The organism is Polaribacter dokdonensis (genome assembly GCF_024362345.1).
In the GTDB taxonomy this organism is placed as follows: domain Bacteria; phylum Bacteroidota; class Bacteroidia; order Flavobacteriales; family Flavobacteriaceae; genus Polaribacter; species Polaribacter dokdonensis.
This window is the reverse complement of record NZ_CP101505.1, coordinates 545080-570220: the sequence shown is the minus strand read 5'-3', so window position 1 is coordinate 570220 and position 25141 is coordinate 545080. Positions and strand designations below refer to the sequence as shown.

The window sequence follows — 25141 nt, the reverse complement described above, 5'->3', positions numbered from 1 at the left end:
ATGTTATTTAAAACTATAACGTAATTAATGTTAGCACAATTCCTAAAAGAATAGCTAAAAACTTCTGAAAATTAAACTTATGATTTTCTGTACTTTCAAATAAAATAATAGTTGATATGTGCAAGAAAACTCCAATTATTACAGCTGTTATTTCTGTATTATAGGTTTGTAACAAACCAACCTTGTCTCCTAACAGCAATCCTAAAGGGCTCATTAAACCAAATAAAAATAAGAACGTAAAAACCGTTTTCTTACTATATTTTGCGTGCAACAGAAAAGTAGTTAATACAATTGCAATCGGAATTTTATGCACAATAATTGCCCACAATAAATTTTCATCTGCATTATGAATTGGTAAACCTTCAGAAAATGCATGAATACAAAGACTAACAAATAATAAGGTAGGAAACTTTTTACTATCTGAATGAATATGAATATGACCATGTTCTGCTCCCTTAGAAAAAGACTCTAAAACAGATTGCAGGATTATACCAATTAAAATTAAAATCCCAATTAAATTATCACTAGAAGTAATGGTGTAAACGTCTGGCAATAAGTGTAAAATTGTTACAGAAAGTAAATAAGAACCACTAAAGGCCAGTAACAACCTTACAATATTCTTATTAGGTTTCTTATACAGAACTAACAAAGCACCAAATAAAACAGGTATGATTAGAAGAAAATAATTCACTTTGCTACAACTATTAAACGATTAGATATTTTAGAATTGAAAGAATTTAAATGATAATCTCCAAAGATGTTTTCTATACTGAAACCAACTTTTTCAAAATAACTCTTTAATTTACGTTCATCTATATATTTTACTCTTTCTGTATAACTTCTATTTTCATTATCAGCAAAGAAATTGATGTTTTTAATAATAAAACCATCTTTAATTTCTCTTGTAATATAAAAGGTAATATCTTCTACGACCTTGGTTTCTTTAGCTACTAAATTGCGCTTAACTAACTCTACATTTAAAAAATCAAAAACGAAATAACCATCTTTGTTTAATCCATTTTTTATGTTTTGTAATATCAAAACATCCTCTTTATCCTCCTCAAAATATCCAAAACTGGTGAATAAATTAAAAATAGCATCGTATGAATTATTAAAAGGCTTTCGCATATCATGAACTTTAAATTTTAAAGTATCATTCTCGAACTTTTTTGCGATTGAAATGCTGTTTTCGGCTAAATCACCACCAGTAACTTTGTATCCTAAAGAATTTAGGTAAACTGAATGACGACCTTTTCCACAAGGTAAATCTAGTATATGAGTAGTTTTAGGTAATGCTAAAAATTCAGTTATGTTTTTCATAAATAACTGTGCATCAGCATCATTTCTATCCTTATATAGAATATGATAATAAGGTGTATTAAACCATTCTGTAAACCACTCTTTTGTTTCCATAAGTAAACTAAGTCAACAAAAGTAGTTAAATCTTACGTTTCAAAAAATGAAATTCAGAAAATCTCATATATACTCTAAGAAAATGTATTTTTGCAGTCTATAATTATGGGTATGGATAGAGATTTTAAAATGACAGCAACTACACTTTTTGGTTTAGAAAGTGTTTTGGCAGAAGAACTTAAAAAATTAGGAGCACAAGATATTAAAGAAGCTGTAAGAAGCGTTTCTTTTAGAGGTGATAAAGGTTTTATGTATAAAGCCAATATTGCTTTAAGAACGGCTGTTAGAATTTTAAAACCTATTAAAACTTGTAAAATTTACGATGAAGAAGATTTGTATGAGTCTATTCAAAAAATAAAATGGGAGAATTATTTAGATGCAGAAGGTACTTTTGCTATTGGAGCAGTTGTAAACTCTAAGAATTTTACTTCTAATTCACATTACATTTCTTTAAAATCTAAAGATGCAATTGCAGATTATTTTAGACACAAATATCATAAAAGACCTAATGTAGATTTAAAGTATCCAGATGTAAAAATTCATATACATATACAGAAAGATTGGTTAACAGTTTCTTTAGATTCTTCAGGAGATTCTCTACATAAAAGAGGGTATAGAACAGCAACCAATATTGCACCTATTAATGAAGTTTTGGCTGCAGGTATGGTTTTGTTATCTGGTTATACAGGTGATGAAAACTTTATAGACCCAATGTGTGGTTCTGGAACAATCTTAATTGAAGCAGCAATGATTGCAAATAATATTCCTGCTAATATTAATAGAAAACTCTTTGCTTTTGAGAATTGGAAAGATTATGATGAGGATCTATATTTTACCATTCAAGATGCTTTATTAAAGAAGATTCGATCTTCTCATTTCAAAATTATGGGTTTTGATAAAGCTCCTTCTGCAGTTCAAAAAGCGAAAGCCAATGTAATTTCTGCTAATTTAGAAGAGTTTATAGGTGTGCATCATGTTAACTTTTTCAACTCAACCAAAGAAGTTTTTGGAAACACAACTATTTTATTCAATCCACCTTATGGAGAACGTTTAAATATAGATACCAACGAATTTTACAAAAAGATAGGAGATACCTTAAAACATAATTATCCTGGCTCTACAGCTTGGTTAATTACTTCAGATATAGATGCTTTAAAATCTGTGGGTTTACGCACATCTAAAAGAATAGCGCTTAAAAACGGTGATTTAGATTGTAAGTTTGTAAAGTACGAGTTGTATGAGGGCTCTAGAAAATTGAAAAAGAACGAAGTTTCTATTTAATTTAAAATTAAATTAATTAATTCTTTTGGTTTTTCTAGCATAGGATAATGCCCACAATTTTCGATATTGTGTAATTTGCAATCTCGAATATGGTTGGCAAAATGTCCTGCTTCAACTTCACTGTAAATAATATCGTTTTTACCAAAAATTATTTTACAAGGCAAAAGATTTTTATCTAAGGCAGAGAACCATCTGTTCCAAAGTAACCTGCATTCTGTGCCATAATTTGCAAGGAAATCTATGATTTCTCTTCCATCTTTATGATCCATTAAAATCCATCTTGCTTTTATGTCTTCTTCACTAAACAGGCTAGCATCATAAAAGAAATCTTTAACCTTAACCTTGTAAAAGGCAAAAGAAGAAAACATTAATTGCATTTTACTAGAGAAATCTTGTAAAGGACTAACATTATTATGCCCTTCATCTTCAATTTCATAATTAAAAGAAACAGTGCTATTTAAGAAAATTAAGTCTTTTAAATCAATGTTTAAAAGAGTAGTTTTATTTCTTGCTAATATTTCTAAAGCAATAGCCGCTCCTAAATTATGACTCATTAAAGTGATATTCTTAAGCTCAAGTATTTTCCAAAGTTCTAAAATAATATCTGTTTGGTCTAAAATACTATAATATTGCTTGTTTGGTTTATCTGAAAATCCAAAACCAACTAAATCATGTAAAATCACTCTATAGTTTTTAGTTAGTTCAGGTAAAATTTTATGATAATCTATGGTAGATGTTCCATAACCATGTAATATAACTAACGTATTTTCACTAGTTCCTTCATCAATAACAAAAATCTCTTTACCTAATACAGAAAACATTTTACCTTTTTCTGACCATGTTTTTACTTCCATAAAGATTTAGATTTAAAAAACAGGTTTTGTTCTGTTTTGGTATTCAAACACTAGCTTTATCCAACTATTAGGAGTTTCTAAAATGGAATAATGTTTTACATTTTCTACCCAGGTTAATTTTTCATTTTCCTCTTCTGTTGCTAAAACAATGGCGATTTCCTTAATAGCTAAAGAATCTGTTTTTTGCCAAAATATTTTAACAGGAACAGTGGTTTCTTTTAATGCATTGGTCCATCTATGAAAAAAAGTATAACGTTCGTTTATAAAATTACTAATAAAGTGTATCTCTTTTTGACCTTCTGAAGAATCCATTTGATTCCACATATCTTTAATATCGTAGTTTTTACTTATTTGATAGTTTATATTATCTTTCTTAAAACGACGTCTTATTTTACGATATCCGAAATTGGTAAGTCTAGAAATGTATTTTCCTAATTTTCTATCTCTTAATAAAACACCAATATTTTTCAAGTGCAGGTGCTCTAAACGCATACTGCTACTACATAAATATATTTTGTTAATCTTTAATGGAATTAAATTATGATTTTTTCTAGCTAATATTTCTTTGGCAATTGATGTTCCATAATCATGTGCTAAAATAGATACTTGTTTTAAACCTAGTTTTCGCCATAACTCTAAAGCTACATCTGCTTGGTCAATTAAAGAATAAGTTAAAGAGTCTGGTTTATCAGAAAAACCAAATCCTAAATGGTCATGAACTACAATTCTGTAGTAATGAGCAAGTTCTGGTATAACTCTAAAATAATCATAAGATGAAGTTGGGTAGCCATGTAAGATTACTAAAGTTTCAGGATGATCTCCAGTATCAATAACAAATATTCTTTTGTCATTAATGGTAACATATTTACCTAGTTTTTTCCAATTCTCAGCAGTCATTTTATCCTGGGGGATTAAAAATTAGTTAATAAAGTTAAAGATACTATTTTTTCTTTAATTTTGATTTTTCAAAGATTAAAATTAGAACTTATCAATTTCATAGACGTCATATTACCCATACCAATTCAGAAAACTTTTACCTATTCTATTACAGATGAGGAAGCTAGTTTTTTACAGAAAGGAATGAGAGTTGCAGTATCTTTTGGAAATAAAAATATGTACACAGGTTTGGTATTTAATATTCATAAAACCAAACCTACATTATATGAAACTACAGATATCATTCAAATTTTAGATGAAAAACCAATTGTAAACGAACTGCAATTAAAACATTGGCAATGGATTGCTAATTATTACATGTGTTCTTTGGGTGATGTTTATAGAGCTTCTTTGCCATCAGCATTTTTATTAGAAAGTGAAACTAGTATTTCTAAAAATGAGGTTTTTACGAATGAAGATATTCTAGAAGATGAAGAATTCTTGATTTTTGAAGCATTACAACATCAATCTCAGCTTACAATTCATCAGGTTGCAGATATTTTGGGCAAGAAAAAAGTAATGCCAATTGTAAATGAGCTTATAAAAAAATCAGCAATATTTATACAAGAAAAAATCTACGAACAATATAAACCAAAGTTGGTGAAATACGTTCGTTTACATTCCAACTATAGTTCTGATGAGTCTTTAAACTTTTTGTTAGAAGAATTATCTAGAGCAAAAAAACAGAGAGAAGCTGTTTTAACCTTTTTCCAGTTAGCAACTTCAAAAAAGCCTGTTAAAGCTAAAGATTTAGAGAAAAGTGCGAATGTTTCATCAGCCATATTAAAATCTTTGGTAGATAAAGATATCTTTGAGTTTTATGAAATTCAAACAGATAGAATCAATTTTAAAGGTGATACCAATTCTTTAAAAAGTTTAAATGAGTTTCAAGAAAAAGCGTATTCTGAAATTAAGGAAACTTTCAAGGAAAAAGATGTAACGCTTTTGCATGGAATAACAAGTTCTGGTAAAACAGAAATTTACACAAAATTGATTCTGGAGGTTATAGATGAAGGTAAACAAGTACTTTTTCTATTGCCAGAAATAGCTTTAACTACTCAAATTATTACGCGATTGCAATTTTATTTTGGTGATCAAATTTCTGTTTTTCATTCAAAATATTCAATGAATGAAAGAGTAGAAGTTTGGAACAATGTTCTTGAAAATAAAACGAAAGCACAAATTATTTTAGGAGCAAGATCGTCTATTTTCTTACCATTTTCTAACTTAGGTTTAATAGTGGTAGATGAAGAACATGAAACATCTTACAAACAGTTTGAACCTTCACCAAGATATAATGCTAGAGATGCTGCTATTGTTTTAGCCAAAATGCATGCAGCCAAAATTTTATTAGGTTCTGCAACCCCTTCTTTAGAAAGCTATTTTAATGCTAAACAAAATAAATATGGTTTTGTGGAGCTAAATAGACGTTTTGGAAATGTTCAGTTACCAAAAATAGAATTGATAGATGTAAAGGAAAAGTTTAAGAAGAAAGAAATGAAAGGTCATTTTTCTGATCGTTTATTAAAACTAATTCAAGAAGCTTTAGATGAGAAAGAACAAATTATTTTATTTCAAAACAGACGTGGTTACTCACCAATTGTAGAATGTAAAACTTGTGGAGTTGCTCCTCAATGTCCTAATTGTGATGTTAGTTTAACCTATCATAAATTTAGAAACGAATTAAGATGTCATTACTGCAGTTATCAAAGAGCAATGCCAAATTCGTGTTCTGCTTGTGGAAGTAATACTTTAGATACCAAAGGTTTTGGAACTGAACAAATAGAGCTTGAACTAAAAGAATTATTCCCTGATTATAAAATTGGAAGAATGGATTTAGATACAACTCGTGGTAAATTTGGATATCAAAAAATAATTGGTGCATTTGAAGCAAGAGAGATAGATATTTTAGTAGGCACCCAAATGTTATCTAAAGGTTTAGATTTTGATAATGTTTCTTTGGTTGGAATTTTAAATGCAGATACCATGTTAAACTTTCCTGATTTTAGAGCTCATGAAAGAGCATATCAAATGATGGTACAAGTTTCTGGTAGAGCAGGTAGAAGTAAAAAACAAGGAAATGTAGCCATACAAACCTACAATCCTTATCATCAAATATTACAACAAGTTTCTACAACAAGTTATACAGAAATGTATAAAGAGCAATTGCAAGAACGTTGGCAATACAAATATCCTCCTTATTATAGGTTGATAAAAATTACTCTAAAACATAGAGATTATAATAAAGTTGATACTGGAGTAAATTGGTTATTTAAAGCTTTATACACATCTTTTGGAGAACACGTTTTAGGACCAACAGCACCTGCAGTAGCTAGAATTAGAAATCAGTATATTAAAAATATTGTAATTAAAATTCCACCAAAACAAAGTCTAGCCAATACTAAAAGTCAGGTGGCTAAAATTAAGAATACTTTTGAAGCAGTTAAAGAATTTAGGCCAATTCGTTTTATAACGGATGTAGATAATTATTAAAAATTATAAATTTTTGCGATTAATTTTTAATAGTTGAATCTTTTTGTTTTTTTGAGAAATTTCAAAAACCTCTATTTTCTTTGTTTGATTAGGTCTGCCCCAGTTATAATAAGTTGTAAATTTAAAATAGGTAGGTTTATATTGTTTATTACCTAAATAGGTTAAATTTAAAAGATGATTTCTAGGGTTTAAGCTATTTATAACTATTTCCTTAGAGTGATATCCTTTTTCTTTTTGATCTACGATTAATGCAGGATTATGAGAATATGTGTTTTTTAAAATATAACGCTCTAATTTAGGGTTTACCAATTCAACAATAAACTCGGCTTCAGAAACATTCCATTCCATAATAATTCGAACATCACTTTCTTCACTTTTTAAAGGATTTGTAATTTTAATTTTTTGGTTCGTAGTAGCTTCATCTAAATCTGTATTATATACTGATACAATTTCTGACGACATAATTTCACCAATATCAGTAGCATCTATTTTTAAACCTTTTTGCAAATAAAAACTATAGGATTTTAAAAAGTTATTGTAATTTTTTTGTTCATAAAAAGCATTTGCTAAATCTCTAAACGATTGTTTGCTATTAGGTCTTAATCTTAATATTCTTTTATATACTTCAATAGCCCTATTGCCTTCATTTAATTCTTGATAATTATAGGCTACTGCTTTTAAACCTTCAGGATTATTCGTGAATTTTTCAAAATCTGATAACACCTTAATCAGCATAGATTTATCAACTTTTTTATTTTTAAAATGATTAAAAACAGCTAAATGATAATTGGTGTAATTCTTATCTAATGTATAGTTATTTTTATAAATAGTAAGTAATTCATCATCTTTAGAAACTTTATTAAACTTATCTAAAAATGAATATTTGACTTTTATGTCTTTGTATTTTTTTGCATCACCTGAATAATAATCTTCATCTATAAAATAATAGTTATTATAATTTAGATCTTTTACCTTTTTATAATCTATTGATGTTTTTACTTTTATAAGCGGATTTGTAATTGGTAGTTGAGGATAAAACTCCTTATTATTAATTATTAAGAGTTCTTTTACTTCAGAAATGAAAATAGGATAGGGGATATCGAAAATAACATCATCTATTTCCCAAACAGCAGGTCCATTTAATTCCTTACCTCTGAAATATATAATTTCTTCTCCATAATCATTAATTCGAACTAAAATGTCTGGTATTTTTTCTTCTAAGGCTCTTGTTAGAGATGTAGCATTTGGGTTTAATTTCTTTGGATCTACCTTTATTGCTTTAAAACTAGAAGCGTTTTCGCCAAACGAACTTTCTCCTAATTGAACAATTTTATCATGCTCAATATCTGTAATGCTAGATTTGAGTTGTAAATTAATGTTAAGCGTTTGTGTTACATCTTCAATTAAAACTTTTACTTCATCTAAACCAACATAACTATAGGATAAAACTTCTCCTGGGTTTGCTTTTATAGCATAAAAACCTTTCTCATTTGAAACTGCATATCTAATTGTTTTATCAACAAAAATTGTAACATTTTCTAAAGGTTTGTTGTTATGAGTTATGAAACCTGATATAGTTTTCTGATTATTAGCTTCATTAATTTGAGCAAGTGCTGAAATCGGAATTAAAAATAAAACGAGTAGTATTTTTTTTATCATGTTTTTATAGTATCAAACTTTATACCATTTTCTTTAGTTTAAAATGATTTTTAGAAATATTCGAGTTTGTAGTTTTATCCTTTTTGATGTTCTTTCCATCTTTTAATCAGCTCTTTTTCTCTAACTAGCATAGAACCTTTTCTTTGTTCAAATTTAGCTCTTCTTTCATCAGTTAAATTATCTGAATACCACCAATCATGCGTTTCTTTAATCGATGTTTTTAAATCTCTAAATATCAATCCGTTTTCTTTGGCTAATGAATTGTTAATTCTTGCAGAACCATAATTGTATTTGTCTTGCATAATCCAAGGAACTATATAATAGATCTTGTTTTCTTTTAAAAAATCATAGTCGTTTATATAAACAAAATCATTTTCAACATCGAAAGTGCCTTTTGCTTTATCCATAAAATCATACATGGACTCTTTATTTATTGGTCCTACAGCATTATAAGTTCCGTAGTTTTTTTGTTCAGCCAATCGAATCATGAATTCTGCTACATCTCTAACATCAATATATTGCACAGGATCATTTTTCTTTCCAGGCACCAAAATTTCACCTTCTTTTGCTAAACGAATTGGCCAATGTATAAATCTATCTGTTTTATCTCCAGGTCCAAACATATAGGTAGGTCTTATAATAATAGAACGATCCATACCAAAAGCTTTTATAGTTTCTTGTTCAGAATTAGCTTTCATAACACCATAATCATATTCCATTTTAAGCATTTCATCCTCTAAAGTTTCAGGTACTTTTAGTAAAACTTTATGCTCTTCATTCAAATTTGCCTCTGTATAAGGAAAATATACTCCTGTTGATGAAGTGTAAATATAAAAATCACAAGAATCTTTAAGTAATTGTGCAGTTTTTCTGGTCCATTCAACATTTCTACCAGAATTGTCTATGACCACATTCCATTTTCTATTTTCTAAAGCAGAAAGATTATTTTCTCTATCTCCAACCAAGTGTTCTACTTCATCAAAAACATTAGTATTTACATTAGGTATGGTTTTACCTCTAGTAAAAATAGAAACGTTATGACCTCTTTCTAAAGCATATTTAATTTGATGAGGACCCAAAAAACTTGTTCCTCCAAGAATTAATATTGATAACTTTTTGTTTTCTAAACTCTTACAAAACAATAAACCTTGGCTTAATAAGGGTATTGCAGCACTTGCTAATAAACTTTTCTTTATAAAATCTCTACGATTATTGCTCATTATTTGGTTGATTTTGCAATGTTTAGCTAATATAATTAATTATTTTTTTAAGCTAGGCAACCTTTTTTTAAACCTTGTAGTCTATATATTTGTAAGGCAGTTAAAACCAACTTAAGAGGCTTGAAAATTATAAAATTGCATAACAAAGAAAAATCGCTAATTAAAAAAGCGATTACCAACAATAGAGAAGCGCAACAACAATTGTTTGAGCAGTATTCTCCTAAAATGTTAGGTGTTTGCAGGCAGTATGTAAAAGATTTGCATCATGCAGAAGATTTACTACTTCAAGGTTTTTTAAAGGTTTTTACCAATTTACATAGGTTCAAACATGAAGGTAGTTTTGAAGGCTGGATAAGAAGAGTTATGGTAAATACTTGTATTTCTTATTTACGTAAAAAAAATGTTATTGATTTATCTGACGAAGACTATGTATTTAATGATGCTGCAACAGAAAGTTTAGAAAACACATCTGTTGAAGATATACAAAAGCTAATAGATCAATTACCTGAAGGTTACAAAATGGTATTTAATTTATATGCCATAGAAGGTTACAAGCATTCAGAAATTGCAGAAAAATTAGACATTTCTGAAAGTACATCAAAATCTCAATTGTTTAAAGCGCGTAAACTATTGCAGAAGAATTATATAAAAATGAATAAAGCAATTCATGAAGACAAATAAGATAGATCAAAACATAAAGAAAAAGTTCGATAATAGAATTTTGGAGCCATCAGCCTCTGCTTGGGAACGTTTATCTGTACAATTAGATGAACAACCTAAACAAAAAAAGATTGGTTGGTTTTTTTATATAGGTGTAGCAGCAAGTATTTTATTATTGGTTACTATAGGTTATCAAATTTTATCTAGTGATTCAAGTAATTTTACTCCTGTTCAAGAGGTTGTAAAAACTCCAATAGATAAAACGATAATTGATGCCAAAATAGAAGAATTTATTAATGAAATTCCTGTTGAGGAAGCCTTAGTAAAAGAGGAAGTTAATGAGAACACTAATCCAAAAAGAATAGATAAAAATATTGAAACTAGTCAAAAATTAAAAAGTATTGCTAAAACAAAAGTTAAAGAATCAACTGAAAGTAAAGGTTTAGCTATTGTTGATAAAAATCAAATAACAAATCAGAAAAATAATAAAGTAAATATTGATGATAAAGTAATACCATCAATAAAAGAAACTATTAATAGTAATATAAAGGTAAATGCAGAAGATTTACTTTATGCAGTTACACACACTTCTCGAGAAGTAAAAAGTTACTATGCTAAGTATAATATGAATAGAGATGATCTTTTAAATACGATAAAATTAGAGCTCAAAAAATCGAATTTGAAGGTGAATCCTAATTCAATATTAGCTGAAGTAGAGAGAACAATAGACGATGACGATTTTCAGAATAATTTCTTGAAATCATTAAAGAGCAAAGTATCAGATATTGCTTCTGCAATTGCAAGTAGAAACGATTAATACCTTCTACATTAAAAATTAATCTAACAATCTTAAAATCAATAAAAATGAAAAAAATACTACTAGTATTAGTGTTGTTATGCACAACCATGATTCAATCTCAAGAAAAAACATTCGAAAAAGAAGTTGCTAAAATCTCTAAAAGAATAGAGCAAATTACCAAGCAGCAAAAAGACTCTCTTAAAGCTAAAGTTATTGCTATAGATAAGCAATTAACAGATGGTAAAATCACCAAAGAAAGTGCAGAAGACTTAAAGAAGCAGGCTGCAACATATCATGCTCAAAGAATAGAAAAATTAGTGGGTGAGCAAGAGGCTTTGCTACAAATATTAGTGCAAGATAAAACTAATGGTAAAATTGCAAGTACTGAAGAATCTATTACCAATGAAGATGAAGACAATACCTTTACAATTGGTAATAAAGTTTTTAAGTTAAATATTTCTGAAGGTGATTTAGAAGAACGCAATAATAGAAGAGAGGAAAGATGGAGTTATAAAAACAAACACCAAAGAACAACAACAACACAGTTTGTATTTGCAATGGGTGTAAATAATGTTTTAAATGATAATGATTTATCTTCTTTAAATGATTCAGAATACCAATTCTGGAGATCTCGTTTTTACGAATTAGGTTTTACTTGGAAAACTCGTTTGTCTAGAAAACCATCACAATTATATGTAAAATATGGTTTCTCATTTCTTTGGAATAATCTACGTTTAGAAGACAATAGAGTTCATGTTAAAAACGGAGATGTTACTGAGATTCAAGATTTTGGAAACCCACTTTCAGAGAGTAGATTAAGACATGTACAAATGAATTTTCCTGTACATTTAGAATGGGATTTGTCTAAAAACAAGGTGTATAAAGATGGTAGAGTAAGAGACAGAACAAATGAGTCAGTTCGTTTAGGATTAGGTGGTTTCTTTGGCTTTAAATTGGGTACAAGACAATATTTAGAGTTTTCAGATGCTGCTGGGGTTGAAACCAAACAAGTACAATATGAAAACTTTAATATGAATACATTTAACTATGGTATTAGTACTTACATTGGTTATAAATCAACGAGTTTCTATGTAAAGTACGATTTAAATCCATTATTTAAGAATACTGAAACTAGAAATATTTCAATGGGAATTCGTTTAGATTTGAACTAAACTTAACTCAATAATCTATAAAAAGTCAATGTAATTACATTGACTTTTTTTGTGCCAAAAAATTATCAATTTAATAGTTTAAAAAAGCTTTTTTATTGATTTCATAAAAATGGTTAAAATCAGATTTAGTATTTAGATTATCTTAAATAATCCTATTACATTTATTGTGAATTTTTTAAAACTTTGAAATGATAGTTGGTATTCCAAAAGAAATTAAAAATAACGAAAGTAGAGTAGGTATGACACCTGCAGGAGTTTTTGCTTTGGTAAAGAATAATCATACAGTTTATGTACAATCTACAGCTGGTGAAGGAAGTGGTTTTTTTGATAAAGATTATTCAGAAGTTGGTGCAACCATTTTACCAACAATTGAAGATGTTTATGCAAAGAGTGAAATGATTGTAAAGGTTAAAGAACCAATTGCTGTTGAGTATCCTTTAATTAAAGAAAATCAGATTGTATTTACATATTTCCATTTTGCATCTAGTGAACCTTTAACAAAAGCAATGATAGAAAGTAAGTCTATCTGTTTAGCTTATGAAACTGTAGAAGATAATGATGGTACTTTGCCTCTGTTAACACCTATGTCTGAAGTTGCTGGTAGAATGTCTATTCAACAGGGAGCAAAATATTTAGAAAAGCCAGTAAAAGGTCGTGGAATTTTATTAGGTGGTGTGCCAGGCGTAACACCAGGTAAAGTTTTAATTTTAGGAGCTGGAGTTGTTGGTGTACAAGCAGCTAAAATGGCTGCAGGTTTAGGTGCACACGTTACCATTTTAGATATTAATATGAAGCGTTTACGTTATGTAAATGATGTTTTACCTAATCATGTTATTACTGGTTTTTCTAGTGAATACAGTATTCGTCAACATATAAAAACACATGATTTAATTGTGGGTGGAGTTTTAGTTAAAGGAGGTAAAGCTCCAAAGCTTATCACCAAAGACATGTTAAAAGAAATGAGACCAGGAACTGTGGTTGTGGATGTAGCAGTAGATCAAGGAGGATGTTTTGAAACCACAAAAGCAACTACACACGAAGATCCTACATATATTATAGATGATGTAGTACATTACTGTGTTGCTAATATGCCAGGTGCTGTTCCTTATACTTCAACTATGGCATTAACTAATGTAACTTTATCTTACATTTTAAAAATTGCGAATTTAGGTTGGGAGCAAGCTTGTAAAAAAGATGAAACTTTAGCTAAAGGATTAAATATCGTAAAAGGTGAAATCACCTATAAAGAACTTGAAGGTATTTTTGATTAATTCAAGAATTGTTTATTTTAATAAAAGAGATAGGTTTTACACTTATCTCTTTTTTTCTTCCCAAGATTTTCTCAGATCTGATGACAAAATACTAGATCCATCGTGTTTCCAACCTGGAGGTTTAATAAAATAGTTTAATCTATTTTTAAGCGATGTTTTATTAGTAAAAGCATCTTTAAACATATGATACCACTCTAAGAACGCAATTTTTATTGGGTTATAGGTATTAATATTGGCAACTAAACCGTAAACAGGTTCTTCAACTTCAGGTTCGTAGGTTTTAAATAATTTATCCCAAATTATAAAAATTCCTGCATGATTTCTATCTAAGTATTGGGCATTAGTTGCATGATGTACTCTATGATGACTAGGTGTGTTAAAAATAGCCTCAAACCATTTAGGCATTTTGTCAATTAATTTGGTATGTATCCAATATTGATAAATTAAACTTACAGACATTTGCACCAAAACCATTATTGGATGAAATCCTAAAACTAGTAAAGGAATCCAAAATATAAAACTAAAAAAACTCCCAGACCAAGTTTGTCTTAAAGCTGTACTTAAATTATATTCTTTAGAAGAATGATGAACTACGTGACTGGCCCAAAAGAATCGACTTTCGTGGCTAACTCTATGAAACCAATAATAACAAAAATCTTCTGCAAAAAGAAGTACTATCCAAGACCAAGCAGCAAATGGAATTGTAAAAACTCTAAACTGATAAAAAAAGTAAAATATAGCTAAAACTAAAGCTTTGGTAAATAAACCTATAAATACATTTCCAAGTCCCATTATTATAGAAGTCCCTGCGTCTTTATATTCATATTCACTCATTTTAACTTTAATTGTAAGTATAATTTCTAAAATTACAGTGGCTACAAAAAAAGGAATTGCATAATGAATTAGTTCAGGTATTTCAGGTATTTGCATATCAGTATTTTAGATAGTTTGTTTTTAAATTAAAACCTTAATTATAAATTACATTTTAATGTGTTAAATAGAAAAAAGTTTCTATATTTGCACCCTTAAAATTAAACAATAAATTTTTAATTATGAATCATTACGAAACTGTTTTCATTTTGAATCCCGTTTTATCTGATACTCAGATAAAGGAAACAGTACAAAAGTTTAATGACTATTTGGTTTCTAAAGGTGCCGAAATGATTTCTAAAGAAGATTGGGGCTTAAAAAAATTAGCTTATCCAATTCAAAAAAAGAAAAGTGGTTTTTATCACTTATTTGAATTTAAAATTGCAGGAGAAGAAATTACTGCTTTTGAATTAGAGTTTAGAAGAGATGATAGCATTATGCGCTATTTAACTGTAAGACTAGACAAACATGCTGCTGCATGGGCAGAGAAAAGAAGAGAACGTGTTAAATCTACAAAAAAATAAGGTATGGCATCAATAGAACAACAAGCAAAAGGTGGTAAATCTGCAGATGTAAGATATTTAACACCATTAGATATTGAAACTAAGAAAGAAGCAAAATACTGTAGATTTAAGAAAAAAGGTATCAAGTATATCGATTATAAAGATGCAGACTTCTTGATGTATTTAGTAAACGAGCAAGGTAAAATTTTACCTAGACGTTTAACAGGAACTTCATTAAAGTATCAACGTAAAGTTGCGCAAGCAATTAAAAGAGCGCGTCATTTAGCGTTAATGCCTTACGTTGGAGATATGTTAAAATAATAAAGAGGTAGAGACATGGAATTGATATTAAGACAAGACGTAGAAAATTTAGGATTTAAAGATGATATCGTAGACGTGAAAAACGGTTATGGTAGAAACTTTTTAATCCCTACAGGACAAGCAGTTTTAGCTACTTCATCTGCAAAGAAAGTTTTAGCAGAGAATTTAAAACAACGTGCTTATAAAGAAGCTAAATTAATTGAAGATGCAAACAAAGTTGCTGAAACAATTAAAGGATATGAAATTAAAATTGCATCAAAAACTGGTTCAGGAGACAAATTATTTGGTTCTGTAAACAACATAGATTTAGCTGCAGCTTTAGCAAAAGAAGGTACAGAGATCGACAAGAAATTTATTAAAGTTGTTGGAGGTTCTGTAAAAAGATTAGGTGTTTATGAAGCATCTGTAAGATTACACAGAGAAGTAGTTGCTGACATTAACTTTGAAGTTATTGCTGAGTAATTATTACTTAATTAGATCTTTTAAAAAGCGCTTACCAATTTGGTAAGCGCTTTTTTGTTTACTTCATAAATTGACATAGTATCTGTTTTTTAAAAGAGAAAATATATGGATATTTGAGCTATTAATTATAATTAGCATTTCGAAATTTAAATTGATGAAATATAGACAACTCACAAAAGAACAATTTGAAAGTTTACATCAAGAATTTGCACAATTCTTAGCTACACAAAGTATTGATGCTAAAGAGTGGAAAGAGATAAAAGAAACTAAACCTAAAGTTGCTGAAGAAGAAATGAATATTTTTTCTGATGTAGTTTGGGATGATGTATTAACTAAAGTTAATTATGTAGAACATTTTTCTAAAACATCTGCAAATCTCTTTAAATGCGATGAAAACGAAATTCATAGAATTGCTATAAAAGTAAATTGGGATATAGACTTATTATCACAAAATGGTTTTGAATGGCTAATGCAAAATCCAATGGATAATTCAGTAGAAATCTTTAAAGGAAGCAAGCCATATAATAACTATAGAAATTTAGAAATCTTTGATTTAATTGAAAAAGGTAGTTCAATTTCTAAAGGAGAAATATTTGATTACATAAACAGCTTAGTTTCTTAAAAGAAACAAAGATTTCATTCGTCGACACTTATTGGTATTTGAACGAATGCAAATTACTTTTTAACACCGTTTTTTTTTAAGTAAATAACTTTACACTTAATTTGTAGTTGTTAATGGATTTTTAAAAATAGTTGAATTGGAAAATACCCTTAAAATTTTACTTGTAGAAGATAATTTAATAGAAATAATGAAAATGAAAAGAACCATTTCATTATTAGAATTAAATCATACAATACATGAGGCTAAAAATGGAGAAGAAGCTTTAAAATGCTTAGAAGATAAATCTAATATACCAGATCTAATTCTGTTAGATTTAAACATGCCGAAAATTAGCGGTATTGAATTTCTAAAAATAATTAAAGCAAATAAAGATTTATTACACATTCCTATTGTAATATTAACTACTTCAAACAATCAGAAAGACTTAATAGAGTGTTATAAAACAGGCATGTCTGGTTATGTCTTAAAGCCACTTAAATACGAAGATTACGTAAAAAAAATAGAAAAGGTATTGGCTTATTGGAGTGTAAATGAATTAATAAAAGCTTAATTTATTATTCTATTTCATCTTTTCTTAAATCTTTTAAAAATACTGTTTTTAGGTAGTATTTCTTTCTTCAAAAATCACCAATTCATAAAGTGTTATCAATAAAAACCAAAATTTATTATAATATTCTTATGAGAATCGATTATCTATTGCCAAAAAGATTGTAAATTTATAGCTAATACTATATAATATTTATTTATTGAATATTTTAATATTCCCCTAATCAAACATTAAATTAATGAAAACGGTTCAATTAAAAAGAGAAGTAAATTCAGGATTTAAATTTATTACAGAAAAACAAACTTTAAAATCACCATTGGTTTTAGTTTTTGGTAGTAGATACTTGTTGGAAGATGAATCAGTTTACCAAGAAATTAAAAACTACTTTCCTGATGGTCATATTGTTTTTGGATCTACTTCTGGAAATATTACTTCAGAATCTGTAGATGATGAATCCATTGTAGTTACTGCTATAGAATTTGAGAATAGCAGTTTTATCATAAAAACTACTAATGTTTTAAATGATAACCAAGAAAGCTTAAATAGCACAGAAGTTGGTAAAGAATTAATTAAGCAATTACCAGCACAAAACTTAAAGCACGTATTTATAATTTCTGATGGTAGTTTTATAAATGGAAGTCAATTGGCTATTGGTATGAACTCAGCTTCAGATCAAAAACTAATTGTAACTGGTGCGCTTTGTGGAGATGCAGCCAGGTTCGAAAAAACTCTATCTTCTTATAACGAAGCACCAAAAGAAGGCGAAATTATAGCCATTGGTTTATATGGTGATACATTAGAAATTTCTTTTGCTACTCATGGAGGATGGACACCATTTGGACCTGAAAGATTAGTTACAAAATCTGATGCAAATATATTATACGAAATTGATGGACAGCCAGCATTAAACTTATACAAAAAGTACTTAGGAGAAAAATCTAAAGAATTACCTGGAGCAGCTTTATTATATCCTTTAAATGTAAAATCTAAAGACGATGATAAATCAATTGTTAGAACTATACTAAACATTAACGAGGAAGATAACTCCATGATCTTGGCTGGAGATATTTTAGAAGGATCACAAGTTCAACTAATGATGACCAATGTAGATAGCATTGTTAATGCAGCAGAAATTGGTGCAGAAAGAGCATTGTCAGAAAGAAAAAAAGCACCTGAATTAGCTTTGTTAGTTAGTTGTATTGGTAGAAAATTAGTGTTAGATCAAAGAGTAGAGGAAGAGGTTGAAGAAGTTATGGAGGTTATAGGAAATAAAACTCTTGTTAGTGGTTTTTATTCTTATGGAGAAATTGCGCCTTTTGAAGATGAAACCAATTGCCAATTACACAATCAAACAATGGCTATTACTTTAATTAGTGAATAATGAATTCTTTACTTAAAAGACAAATTCGAAAATATCTGCCTGAAAAATTTAAATCTGATGAAGATTTAAATGAATTTCTTGAGGCAATAGAAATGTCTTACAACACTTCTGATGAACAATTTAAGATGTTGCAAAGAGCTGCATCTATTAGTTCAGAAGAATTATTTGAATCTAACCAACAATTAAGGCAAGAATCAGAAGCACAAAAAAATATCATTACAAAACTTAATAATGTAATTAATACATTAAAATTTTATGGTTTAGATGAATCAAAAAATTTAGAAGAAACCGATTCTTTAAAATTGGTAGATTTTATTGATAATCAAACTAAAGAAATTATAGAAATCAATAAACAAAAAGATATTTTATTAGCTAATTTAGAGAAACAAAATTTAGAATTGAATGACTATGCTCACATGATAACACATGATTTGCAATCTCCATTGCAGAGTATTGAGGCGTTAACAACATGGTTAAAAGGAGATTATGAAGATAAGATAGATGATGGAGGAAAAGAAATTATTCGCTTAATTGGAGAGAATGTAGAAAAAATGGATTCTTTAATAAAAAATATATATGAATATACAACCATTGATAAAATCTACAATAAAAAGCGTGAAATTGATTTAAATATTTTGATTAAAGAATTATTACCATCAATAAAAAACCCTAAAAATATACGCATAAAGATTCAAGATAATTTACCAACAATAAGTGCAGATAATTATAGATTAAATCTTTTGTTTTATCACTTAATAGACAATGCAATTAAGTATAATGATAAAGGTGATAAAGGGTTAGTCGAAATTCTTTGTGAAGACAATTTAAACTATTGGAAATTCTGCATAAGAGACAATGGTAAAGGCATAGAAAACCAATATTTATATAAAATTTTTAATGCATTTCAAAAGTTAAATAATGATAATCAATCTTCGGGTATTGGGTTATCTATTGTTAAGAAAATTGTTGAAGTGTATTATGGAAACATTACAATAAAATCTAACCCAGGTGTAGAAACGTTAGTAATTTTTACCTTAAAAAAATAGCTATGATACAACCCAATTTAAATTACATAGAGCAATTGGCTAGAGGAGATGATTCTATAAGACAAACTTTAATACAAGTTATTAAAGATGAGTTTCCTGATGAGAAAGAAGAATATTTTGAATGCTTAAAAACAAATAATTTAGAAAATATAGCGAGTAACGTTCATCGCATTAAACATAAATTTAGTATTTTGGGCTTAGAAAAGAGTTATAATAGTGCTGTGATATTAGAAGAAGAACTTAGAAACAATCAATCTAACCAAGGTTTACAAGAAGAGTTTGAAAATACGCTTGCAGCAATTACTAAATATTTAAAAACTATTTAGAGATGAATTGTATAGTTATAGATGATGAAAAAATGGCACGCGTAATTGTTAAAACGCTGTGTGACGAAATTAAAAATGTAAACCTAGTAGAAGAATTCTCAGATGCAATTGAGGCTATAAAATATTTAAATGAAAATAAGGTAGACTTAATTTTTCTTGATATTCATATGCCTAATTTTAGTGGTTTAGATTTTATTAAGACTTTAAAAGATCCACCAAAAGTAATTTTTACAACTACAGATTCTAAGTTTGCATTAGCAGCATTCGAATATGATTTTATTGTAGATTATCTTTTAAAACCAATAGAATTACCTCGATTTAAGAAAGCAATTCAAAAAGCACAAAAAGCTTTAGCAGCACCTAAAAGAGAGAAAGAAAGTACTGCAGCAGCTGCTAGCATAAAAAATGATTTTTATGTAAATATTGATAGAAGATTAATTAAAATCGATTTGCCTAGTATTTATTTAATTGAAGCAAAAGGTGATTATATCAATATTAAAACTGAGGAAAAAAACTACATAGTTCATTCTACACTTAAAAAAATAGAAGAGAAGCTACCAGATTCATTATTTTTAAAAGTACACAGATCTTATATCATAAATGTTAAACACATTATAGATATAGAGGATAATAGTGTGTTAATTAAAAAGGATGTAATTCCTGTAAGCAGGTCTAATAGACCAGAATTAATGAAACGTTTAGATTTATTATAATTTTCTAAACCTCAGTAAAGTTTCATTCGTCGACAGTTAACCTGATAAAGGCGAATAAAAAGTTTTAACACTTAAATTGGAGCTATTTTTATGATATAAATAAGATATCATGAAAAAATCCCTAATAATTATAGTATCGTTAATTCTTACAGCTTTAAACATCAATTCTTATGGCGATCTTAGTGAACGCCAAATTGAACAAGCAAAATCTTCTGCAAAAACTAGTACCGAAATTACTTTAGAAGAAAGTTCTAAAATGAGTTTAGGTAGTGCGTTTATAAAGGTAATTTACGTTGCTGAATTAATGTGTTTTGCAGAAATTGGAAGAAAAAGTTTAGTAAAACCTCTTACTGTATAAGTAAATTTAACAACTTATCTGTTCCATTAGTTGCATTCTCTTTTATAATTCGAAGATTTTTATAAGCACCTTCATTAATATTTGGGTTTAAATCTATGAAATAAATAGGCACATTCCTTTTCACAAACTCAATTAAACTAGCAGCAGGATAAACTTGCAAGGATGTACCTATAATTACTAGTATATCTGCTTTTTTAGTAATTTCTATTGCCATTTCTAACATTGGCACCATTTCTCCAAACCAAACTATATGAGGTCTTAATTGGCTTCCTAATTTGCAGACATCACCAAGATTCAAATCTTTCCTCCATTTTATAACATCGTTTTCATTTTCAGTACTTCTAACTTTAAGTAATTCACCATGTAAATGAACAATATTAGTACTACCAGCTCTTTCATGTAGGTCATCTACGTTTTGGGTAATTATTTGAACGTTATAATTAGTTTCTAGTTCTTTTAGGTTATAATGAGCTTTATTGGGTTTAACAGTTAAAAGTTGTCTTCTTCTTTGATTATAAAAATCTAATACTAATTCAGGATTATTTAGATAACCTTTTGGAGAAGCAACCTGCATAACATCATGACCTTCCCATAAACCATCTGCATCTCTAAACGTTTTAATTCCACTTTCTGCAGAAATACCTGCGCCTGTAAGTACTACTAAGTTCTTCATATTAGTAAAAATAATAATAAAATGATATGTTTGTATTTATGACAGATAAAAAGTTGTTAGCGTATTTAGAAGGATTTTTAACAGACAAAAGAAAATCAACTTTTCATAAAGTTTTAGATGAAAGAACCAAACATTTTACAGTTGTTTTAGAGGATATTTACCAACCTCATAATGCTAGTGCAGTAGTTAGAACTTGCGATATATTTGGGGTTCAAGATTTGCATGTCATAGAAAACAGATACATCAATAGAGTATCTAAATATGTAACAAAGGGGGCTCAAAAATGGATTACCACAAAAAGATATAAAACAGATGGAGATAACACTACAACCTGTTTAAATCAACTTAAAAAAGAAGGTTACCAAATTATAGCAACGTCACCACATGCAGATGCTAGTTTACTTCAAGATTTTAAAATTGATAAGAAAACTGCTTTTGTTTTTGGAGCTGAAGCCACAGGGATTTCTGATACAGTAAAAGAAAATTCAGATAGCTTTTTAAAAATACCAATGGTAGGTTTTACAGAAAGTTTTAATATATCTGTGGCTGCTGCTATTATTTTACAAGATGTAACAACTAGACTTAAAAGATCGAATATAAAATGGCAGTTGTCTTCTCAAGAAAAAGAAATGCTCTATTTACAATGGATTAAAGAAACCATCAAAAATGTAGATAAAATAGAAGAACGTTATCACTTAAATTTAAAAAATGAATAAACAAATAACTGATTACATTGATAAGCAAGTTAATTACAAAGAAGAATTGCTTTTATTGCGTTCTATTTTAGTTAATTTACCTTTAAAAGAGGATATAAAATGGGGAATACCAGCCTATATTTATAATGGAAAAAACATTTTGGGAATGTCTTCATTTAAGAGTTATGTAGGTTTATGGTTTCATCAAGGTGTATTTTTAAAAGACGAAGCTAATTTGCTTATTAATGCTCAAAAAGATAAAACAAAGGGTCTAAGACAAATGCGATTTTCCTCAATCACAGAAATAGATAAAAATTTAGTTCGTGAATATGTCTTAGAAGCAATAGAAAATTGTACAGCTGGTAAGGCAATTAAGCCGACCAGAAATACAAAACCAGTTATAATATCTGCTGAACTACAAAAATCCTTTGATGAAAATAAAATTTTAGAAGATGCTTTTTATAAACTAACCTTGGCTAAGCAAAGAGAGTATGCAGAGTTTGTATTTACTGCCAAAAGAGAAAACACTAAGATTTCTAGAATTATAAAAATAACCCCATTAATAATTGCTGGTAAAGGCTTGAATGATAAGTATAAATAGTTACTGAATCATAATTTTTTGAATGGTAGCAATAGAGTCACATCTAGAAATATACAAACTCACATTCTTTAGCTCTTTTTTACCAGTAACATAATACTCAGCACAAGGTTTTTGTCTTGGATTGCTTTTACCAAAATCTACATCACCAAAATTTAAGATTTTATCAATCTTTACAGTATCTATTTCTGATTTTTGCATCACTTTTTTAGCCTCATTAGAATACATACGATCTCTAATTCTAATTGTTTTAAGAGTTCTAGCATCCATTCCATAATCGAAAGTTGCATTCTTCTTTTGCCAGAAAAAATACACTCCAATAGAACTAATAGTTGCACCAATTAAAAAATATCCAATACGTTTTAGTAACATCAATAAATTTTGAATAGCAAATTTAAGATTTTAAGTTTAGATAAGAATTACAAAATTAATAAATTGATGTCTCTAAATGGTAAATCAAACCATTCTGCAACAGTTCTGTTTGTTAAAATTCCATGATAAAAATACATACCATTTCTTAAACTTTTATCAAATCTTGCTGCATTTTCAAAACCACCTTCTTCTGCAATATTTAATAAATATGGAGTGAAAATATTACTAATTGATACAGAAGCTGTTCTAGAATATCTTGCAGGAATATTTGGTACACAATAATGAATTACACCATGTTTTACAAAGGTAGGCTTGTTGTGTGAGGTAACACTTGAAGTTTCGAAACAGCCACCTCTATCAATGCTTACGTCTACAATAATAGCACCTTCTTTCATGGTTTCTATCATAGTTTCTGTAGCGCAAATTGGGGATCTATTTTTACCTCTAATTGCACCAATAGCAACATCACATCTCATTAAAGCTTTAGATACTGATTTTGGTTGTAAAGTCGATGTATAAATAGGTGCAGATAAGCAATGTTGTAATTTTCTTAATTTAGAAATAGAGTTATCAAACACTTTAACTCTAGCACCTAAACCTAATGCTGTTCTTGCAGCATATTCACCTACTGTACCTGCTCCAAAAATTACTACACTGGTTGGTGGTACTCCACCTATATTTCCAAACAATAAACCATTTCCTTTATTTACACCACTCATTAATTCACCAGCTATTAGTACAGAAGCAGTTCCTGCAATTTCACTTAATGATTTAACTACAGGAAACGTATTGTGTTCATCTTTAATATAATCAAAAGCAACAGCAGTAATTCTCTTTTTTGCTAAACATTCAAAATATTTTTTAGATTGAGTTTTGAGTTGAAGAGAAGATATTAAAATTGCTTGCGGATTTATATATTCAATTTCTTCTTCTGTTGGAGGTGCAACTTTTAAAATTATATTACACTTAAATGCTTCTTCTGTGTCATAAGAAATTTTAGCTCCAGCCTCAGAATATTCTTTGTCTGTAAAATTTGCTCCATCTCCAGCACCAGTCTCTATAACAATTCTATGGCCATTTGCAGTTAATGCTGTTACAGCATCTGGAGTTAAACATACTCGTTTTTCACCTAAATGAGACTCTTTAGGTAAACCAATAAAAAGTTCTCCTTTCTTTTTCTTTATTTCCAACATTTCTGTTTGTGGTAATAATTCTTCTTTGCTAAAAGGAGAAAACTGACTCATAGATAGGTTTTTAGTTTAGTTGAATTTTGCGACTACCATCTTCTAAAATAGAAAGATGAATTTCTACAGCATCTAAAGGTAATAAATTTTCGATATTTTGTGGCCATTCTATAAAACACCAATTATTGCTATATAAATAATCTTCTAATCCAATATCTAGAGCCTCTTCTTCATCTTCAATTCTGTAAAAATCAAAATGATATATAATTTCATCTTTAGCATTGTATTCATTAACTAAAGAAAAAGTAGGAGAGGAGATGTTATCCTTACTTCCTAATTCTTTGCATAATTCTTTAATTAATGTTGTTTTACCAACACCCATTTCACCTTTAAAAAGAAGTACTTTATGTTGTACAGTTTTAATAATAGATTTAGCTACAGCAGATAAATCTTTTAGGGCATATGTTTTATTCATAAAGTAAAAATAAGGAGTTATTTTAAATACAATTAAAAAGGATACTAAAACTTCATATTTTTGATAATAATTATAAAATTAGAAATAATTTGATCTTTTTTTCAAAAAATGTTTAGCATTTTTTAGAGTAAAAAGCACTGTTTTTTGATAAATAGTATAAAAACAGTTTAGTAAAAACACTTTTAACCCATTGAATAACAGTAGGTTGTTAATGTTTTTGTAAAATGTATTATAAAT

29 protein-coding genes are annotated in these 25141 nt (G+C 28.4%); 18 read left to right on the top strand and 11 right to left on the bottom strand.

Going from position 1 to position 25141, the window contains the following annotated elements; genetic code table 11:
- Positions 1 to 13: 13 nt before the first annotated feature.
- Both LPB302_RS02655 and LPB302_RS02650 read right to left on the bottom strand, forming a co-directional pair.
- Entirely contained in the window at positions 14 to 691 is a 678-nt protein-coding gene (locus LPB302_RS02655; protein WP_053974796.1) for a ZIP family metal transporter, read from the bottom strand.
- Complete coding sequence (locus LPB302_RS02650; RefSeq protein ID WP_053974795.1) at positions 688 to 1413, bottom strand: class I SAM-dependent DNA methyltransferase; 726 nt, start codon at positions 1411 to 1413, stop codon at positions 688 to 690. Before LPB302_RS02650 ends, LPB302_RS02655 begins: the two co-directional genes overlap by 4 nt.
- Before the next feature lie 111 nt (positions 1414 to 1524).
- On the opposite strand from LPB302_RS02650, the gene LPB302_RS02645 reads away from it, so the two are divergent.
- Positions 1525 to 2694, top strand: coding sequence for a THUMP domain-containing class I SAM-dependent RNA methyltransferase (locus tag LPB302_RS02645; RefSeq protein WP_053975354.1), 1170 nt, complete (start codon positions 1525 to 1527; stop codon positions 2692 to 2694).
- On the opposite strand, the gene LPB302_RS02640 is transcribed toward LPB302_RS02645, so the two are convergent.
- Both LPB302_RS02640 and LPB302_RS02635 read right to left on the bottom strand, forming a co-directional pair.
- Positions 2691 to 3548: an alpha/beta fold hydrolase gene (locus LPB302_RS02640; protein ID WP_053974794.1), complete on the bottom strand. Its 858-nt coding sequence runs from the start codon at positions 3546 to 3548 to the stop codon at positions 2691 to 2693. The genes LPB302_RS02645 and LPB302_RS02640 overlap by 4 nt on opposite strands.
- Before the next feature lie 12 nt (positions 3549 to 3560).
- The gene (locus tag LPB302_RS02635) at positions 3561 to 4445 is read right to left on the bottom strand and encodes an alpha/beta hydrolase (RefSeq protein ID WP_053974793.1); all 885 of its coding nucleotides are present in this window, start codon (positions 4443 to 4445) and stop codon (positions 3561 to 3563) included.
- A 60-nt stretch (positions 4446 to 4505) separates the two neighbouring features.
- Between LPB302_RS02635 and priA the strand changes: the two genes are divergently transcribed.
- A complete protein-coding gene (priA, locus tag LPB302_RS02630) occupies positions 4506 to 6977 on the top strand; it encodes a replication restart helicase PriA (protein ID WP_255164372.1) in 2472 nt (823 codons plus the stop codon).
- Positions 6978 to 6980: 3 nt separating this feature from the next.
- Here the strand turns inward: priA and LPB302_RS02625 are convergent, their stop codons facing one another.
- Positions 6981 to 8636, bottom strand: a complete 1656-nt coding sequence (locus tag LPB302_RS02625; protein ID WP_053974792.1) for a DUF2135 domain-containing protein — start codon at positions 8634 to 8636, stop codon at positions 6981 to 6983.
- Positions 8637 to 8710: 74 nt separating this feature from the next.
- On the bottom strand, positions 8711 to 9856 hold the full coding sequence (locus LPB302_RS02620) for an NAD-dependent epimerase/dehydratase family protein (RefSeq protein ID WP_053974791.1): 1146 nt from the start codon (positions 9854 to 9856) through the stop codon (positions 8711 to 8713).
- Between the two features lie 120 nt (positions 9857 to 9976).
- Between LPB302_RS02620 and LPB302_RS02615 the strand changes: the two genes are divergently transcribed.
- The 4 genes from LPB302_RS02615 (at position 9977) to ald (ending at position 13758) form a co-directional block, all read left to right on the top strand.
- On the top strand, positions 9977 to 10537 hold the full coding sequence (locus LPB302_RS02615; protein WP_053974790.1) for an RNA polymerase sigma factor: 561 nt from the start codon (positions 9977 to 9979) through the stop codon (positions 10535 to 10537).
- Positions 10524 to 11333 carry a hypothetical protein gene (locus LPB302_RS02610; RefSeq protein WP_053974789.1) on the top strand — a complete coding sequence of 270 codons (810 nt, stop codon included), beginning with the start codon at positions 10524 to 10526 and terminating at the stop codon, positions 11331 to 11333. Before LPB302_RS02615 ends, LPB302_RS02610 begins: the two co-directional genes overlap by 14 nt.
- 47 nt (positions 11334 to 11380) lie before the next feature.
- Positions 11381 to 12487, top strand: a complete 1107-nt coding sequence (locus tag LPB302_RS02605; RefSeq protein ID WP_053974788.1) for a hypothetical protein — start codon at positions 11381 to 11383, stop codon at positions 12485 to 12487.
- Between the two features lie 188 nt (positions 12488 to 12675).
- A complete protein-coding gene (gene ald, locus LPB302_RS02600; protein WP_053974787.1) occupies positions 12676 to 13758 on the top strand; it encodes an alanine dehydrogenase in 1083 nt (360 codons plus the stop codon).
- 42 nt (positions 13759 to 13800) lie between these two features.
- Here ald and LPB302_RS02595 read toward each other — a convergent pair whose 3' ends face one another.
- Positions 13801 to 14688, bottom strand: a complete 888-nt coding sequence (locus LPB302_RS02595; RefSeq protein WP_053974786.1) for a sterol desaturase family protein — start codon at positions 14686 to 14688, stop codon at positions 13801 to 13803.
- A 122-nt stretch (positions 14689 to 14810) separates the two neighbouring features.
- On the opposite strand from LPB302_RS02595, the gene rpsF reads away from it, so the two are divergent.
- The 10 genes from rpsF to LPB302_RS02545 all read left to right on the top strand — a co-directional run bounded on the left by rpsF (position 14811) and on the right by LPB302_RS02545 (position 20907).
- Positions 14811 to 15152 carry a 30S ribosomal protein S6 gene (gene rpsF / locus LPB302_RS02590; protein WP_053974785.1) on the top strand — a complete coding sequence of 114 codons (342 nt, stop codon included), beginning with the start codon at positions 14811 to 14813 and terminating at the stop codon, positions 15150 to 15152.
- A gap of 3 nt (positions 15153 to 15155) precedes the next feature.
- Positions 15156 to 15452 (top strand): 30S ribosomal protein S18, encoded by a 297-nt coding sequence (rpsR, locus tag LPB302_RS02585; protein WP_015480245.1) that lies wholly within the window; start codon positions 15156 to 15158, stop codon positions 15450 to 15452.
- 15 nt (positions 15453 to 15467) lie between these two features.
- On the top strand, positions 15468 to 15914 hold the full coding sequence (rplI, locus tag LPB302_RS02580; protein ID WP_053974784.1) for a 50S ribosomal protein L9: 447 nt from the start codon (positions 15468 to 15470) through the stop codon (positions 15912 to 15914).
- A 154-nt stretch (positions 15915 to 16068) separates the two neighbouring features.
- Positions 16069 to 16536 carry a DUF6495 family protein gene (locus tag LPB302_RS02575; protein WP_053974783.1) on the top strand — a complete coding sequence of 156 codons (468 nt, stop codon included), beginning with the start codon at positions 16069 to 16071 and terminating at the stop codon, positions 16534 to 16536.
- Between the two features lie 136 nt (positions 16537 to 16672).
- On the top strand, positions 16673 to 17086 hold the full coding sequence (locus tag LPB302_RS02570) for a response regulator (protein ID WP_053974782.1): 414 nt from the start codon (positions 16673 to 16675) through the stop codon (positions 17084 to 17086).
- Between the two features lie 235 nt (positions 17087 to 17321).
- Positions 17322 to 18464: an FIST signal transduction protein gene (locus LPB302_RS02565; RefSeq protein ID WP_053974781.1), complete on the top strand. Its 1143-nt coding sequence runs from the start codon at positions 17322 to 17324 to the stop codon at positions 18462 to 18464.
- Positions 18464 to 19510 (top strand): sensor histidine kinase, encoded by a 1047-nt coding sequence (locus LPB302_RS02560; RefSeq protein WP_053974780.1) that lies wholly within the window; start codon positions 18464 to 18466, stop codon positions 19508 to 19510. Before LPB302_RS02565 ends, LPB302_RS02560 begins: the two co-directional genes overlap by 1 nt.
- A gap of 2 nt (positions 19511 to 19512) precedes the next feature.
- Positions 19513 to 19836 (top strand): Hpt domain-containing protein, encoded by a 324-nt coding sequence (locus tag LPB302_RS02555; RefSeq protein WP_053974779.1) that lies wholly within the window; start codon positions 19513 to 19515, stop codon positions 19834 to 19836.
- A 2-nt stretch (positions 19837 to 19838) separates the two neighbouring features.
- Positions 19839 to 20549 carry a LytR/AlgR family response regulator transcription factor gene (locus LPB302_RS02550; RefSeq protein WP_053974778.1) on the top strand — a complete coding sequence of 237 codons (711 nt, stop codon included), beginning with the start codon at positions 19839 to 19841 and terminating at the stop codon, positions 20547 to 20549.
- Between the two features lie 109 nt (positions 20550 to 20658).
- Positions 20659 to 20907, top strand: coding sequence for a hypothetical protein (locus tag LPB302_RS02545; RefSeq protein ID WP_053974777.1), 249 nt, complete (start codon positions 20659 to 20661; stop codon positions 20905 to 20907).
- Here LPB302_RS02545 and LPB302_RS02540 read toward each other — a convergent pair.
- Complete coding sequence (locus tag LPB302_RS02540) at positions 20897 to 21580, bottom strand: SIR2 family NAD-dependent protein deacylase (protein ID WP_053974776.1); 684 nt, start codon at positions 21578 to 21580, stop codon at positions 20897 to 20899. The genes LPB302_RS02545 and LPB302_RS02540 overlap by 11 nt on opposite strands.
- 38 nt (positions 21581 to 21618) lie before the next feature.
- Between LPB302_RS02540 and LPB302_RS02535 the strand changes: the two genes are divergently transcribed.
- Both LPB302_RS02535 and LPB302_RS02530 read left to right on the top strand, forming a co-directional pair.
- Positions 21619 to 22296: a TrmH family RNA methyltransferase gene (locus LPB302_RS02535; RefSeq protein ID WP_053974775.1), complete on the top strand. Its 678-nt coding sequence runs from the start codon at positions 21619 to 21621 to the stop codon at positions 22294 to 22296.
- Positions 22289 to 22876 (top strand): YdeI/OmpD-associated family protein, encoded by a 588-nt coding sequence (locus LPB302_RS02530; protein ID WP_053974774.1) that lies wholly within the window; start codon positions 22289 to 22291, stop codon positions 22874 to 22876. Before LPB302_RS02535 ends, LPB302_RS02530 begins: the two co-directional genes overlap by 8 nt.
- Here LPB302_RS02530 and LPB302_RS02525 read toward each other — a convergent pair whose 3' ends face one another.
- The 3 genes from LPB302_RS02525 to tsaE are packed head-to-tail and all read right to left on the bottom strand — an operon-like array spanning position 22877 to position 24904.
- On the bottom strand, positions 22877 to 23245 hold the full coding sequence (locus tag LPB302_RS02525; protein ID WP_053974773.1) for a DUF4258 domain-containing protein: 369 nt from the start codon (positions 23243 to 23245) through the stop codon (positions 22877 to 22879). It abuts the gene before it with no gap.
- A 47-nt stretch (positions 23246 to 23292) separates the two neighbouring features.
- Positions 23293 to 24489, bottom strand: a complete 1197-nt coding sequence (locus LPB302_RS02520) for an alanine dehydrogenase (protein WP_053974772.1) — start codon at positions 24487 to 24489, stop codon at positions 23293 to 23295.
- 10 nt (positions 24490 to 24499) lie between these two features.
- Positions 24500 to 24904, bottom strand: coding sequence for a tRNA (adenosine(37)-N6)-threonylcarbamoyltransferase complex ATPase subunit type 1 TsaE (gene tsaE / locus LPB302_RS02515; RefSeq protein ID WP_053974771.1), 405 nt, complete (start codon positions 24902 to 24904; stop codon positions 24500 to 24502).
- Positions 24905 to 25141 lie beyond the last annotated feature (237 nt).

Coding starts and splice junctions, on each gene's coding strand:
- LPB302_RS02650 (WP_053974795.1), bottom strand. CDS start 1,413: ATGGAAACAAAAGAGTGGTTTACAGAATGGTTTAATACACCTTATTAT.
- LPB302_RS02645 (WP_053975354.1), top strand. CDS start 1,525: ATGGATAGAGATTTTAAAATGACAGCAACTACACTTTTTGGTTTAGAA.
- LPB302_RS02640 (WP_053974794.1), bottom strand. CDS start 3,548: ATGGAAGTAAAAACATGGTCAGAAAAAGGTAAAATGTTTTCTGTATTA.
- LPB302_RS02635 (WP_053974793.1), bottom strand. CDS start 4,445: ATGACTGCTGAGAATTGGAAAAAACTAGGTAAATATGTTACCATTAAT.
- LPB302_RS02625 (WP_053974792.1), bottom strand. CDS start 8,636: ATGATAAAAAAAATACTACTCGTTTTATTTTTAATTCCGATTTCAGCA.
- LPB302_RS02620 (WP_053974791.1), bottom strand. CDS start 9,856: ATGAGCAATAATCGTAGAGATTTTATAAAGAAAAGTTTATTAGCAAGT.
- LPB302_RS02610 (WP_053974789.1), top strand. CDS start 10,524: ATGAAGACAAATAAGATAGATCAAAACATAAAGAAAAAGTTCGATAAT.
- LPB302_RS02605 (WP_053974788.1), top strand. CDS start 11,381: ATGAAAAAAATACTACTAGTATTAGTGTTGTTATGCACAACCATGATT.
- ald (WP_053974787.1), top strand. CDS start 12,676: ATGATAGTTGGTATTCCAAAAGAAATTAAAAATAACGAAAGTAGAGTA.
- LPB302_RS02595 (WP_053974786.1), bottom strand. CDS start 14,688: ATGCAAATACCTGAAATACCTGAACTAATTCATTATGCAATTCCTTTT.
- rpsF (WP_053974785.1), top strand. CDS start 14,811: ATGAATCATTACGAAACTGTTTTCATTTTGAATCCCGTTTTATCTGAT.
- rpsR (WP_015480245.1), top strand. CDS start 15,156: ATGGCATCAATAGAACAACAAGCAAAAGGTGGTAAATCTGCAGATGTA.
- rplI (WP_053974784.1), top strand. CDS start 15,468: ATGGAATTGATATTAAGACAAGACGTAGAAAATTTAGGATTTAAAGAT.
- LPB302_RS02575 (WP_053974783.1), top strand. CDS start 16,069: ATGAAATATAGACAACTCACAAAAGAACAATTTGAAAGTTTACATCAA.
- LPB302_RS02565 (WP_053974781.1), top strand. CDS start 17,322: ATGAAAACGGTTCAATTAAAAAGAGAAGTAAATTCAGGATTTAAATTT.
- LPB302_RS02560 (WP_053974780.1), top strand. CDS start 18,464: ATGAATTCTTTACTTAAAAGACAAATTCGAAAATATCTGCCTGAAAAA.
- LPB302_RS02555 (WP_053974779.1), top strand. CDS start 19,513: ATGATACAACCCAATTTAAATTACATAGAGCAATTGGCTAGAGGAGAT.
- LPB302_RS02550 (WP_053974778.1), top strand. CDS start 19,839: ATGAATTGTATAGTTATAGATGATGAAAAAATGGCACGCGTAATTGTT.
- LPB302_RS02545 (WP_053974777.1), top strand. CDS start 20,659: ATGAAAAAATCCCTAATAATTATAGTATCGTTAATTCTTACAGCTTTA.
- LPB302_RS02540 (WP_053974776.1), bottom strand. CDS start 21,580: ATGAAGAACTTAGTAGTACTTACAGGCGCAGGTATTTCTGCAGAAAGT.
- LPB302_RS02535 (WP_053974775.1), top strand. CDS start 21,619: ATGACAGATAAAAAGTTGTTAGCGTATTTAGAAGGATTTTTAACAGAC.
- LPB302_RS02530 (WP_053974774.1), top strand. CDS start 22,289: ATGAATAAACAAATAACTGATTACATTGATAAGCAAGTTAATTACAAA.
- LPB302_RS02525 (WP_053974773.1), bottom strand. CDS start 23,245: ATGTTACTAAAACGTATTGGATATTTTTTAATTGGTGCAACTATTAGT.
- LPB302_RS02520 (WP_053974772.1), bottom strand. CDS start 24,489: ATGAGTCAGTTTTCTCCTTTTAGCAAAGAAGAATTATTACCACAAACA.
- tsaE (WP_053974771.1), bottom strand. CDS start 24,904: ATGAATAAAACATATGCCCTAAAAGATTTATCTGCTGTAGCTAAATCT.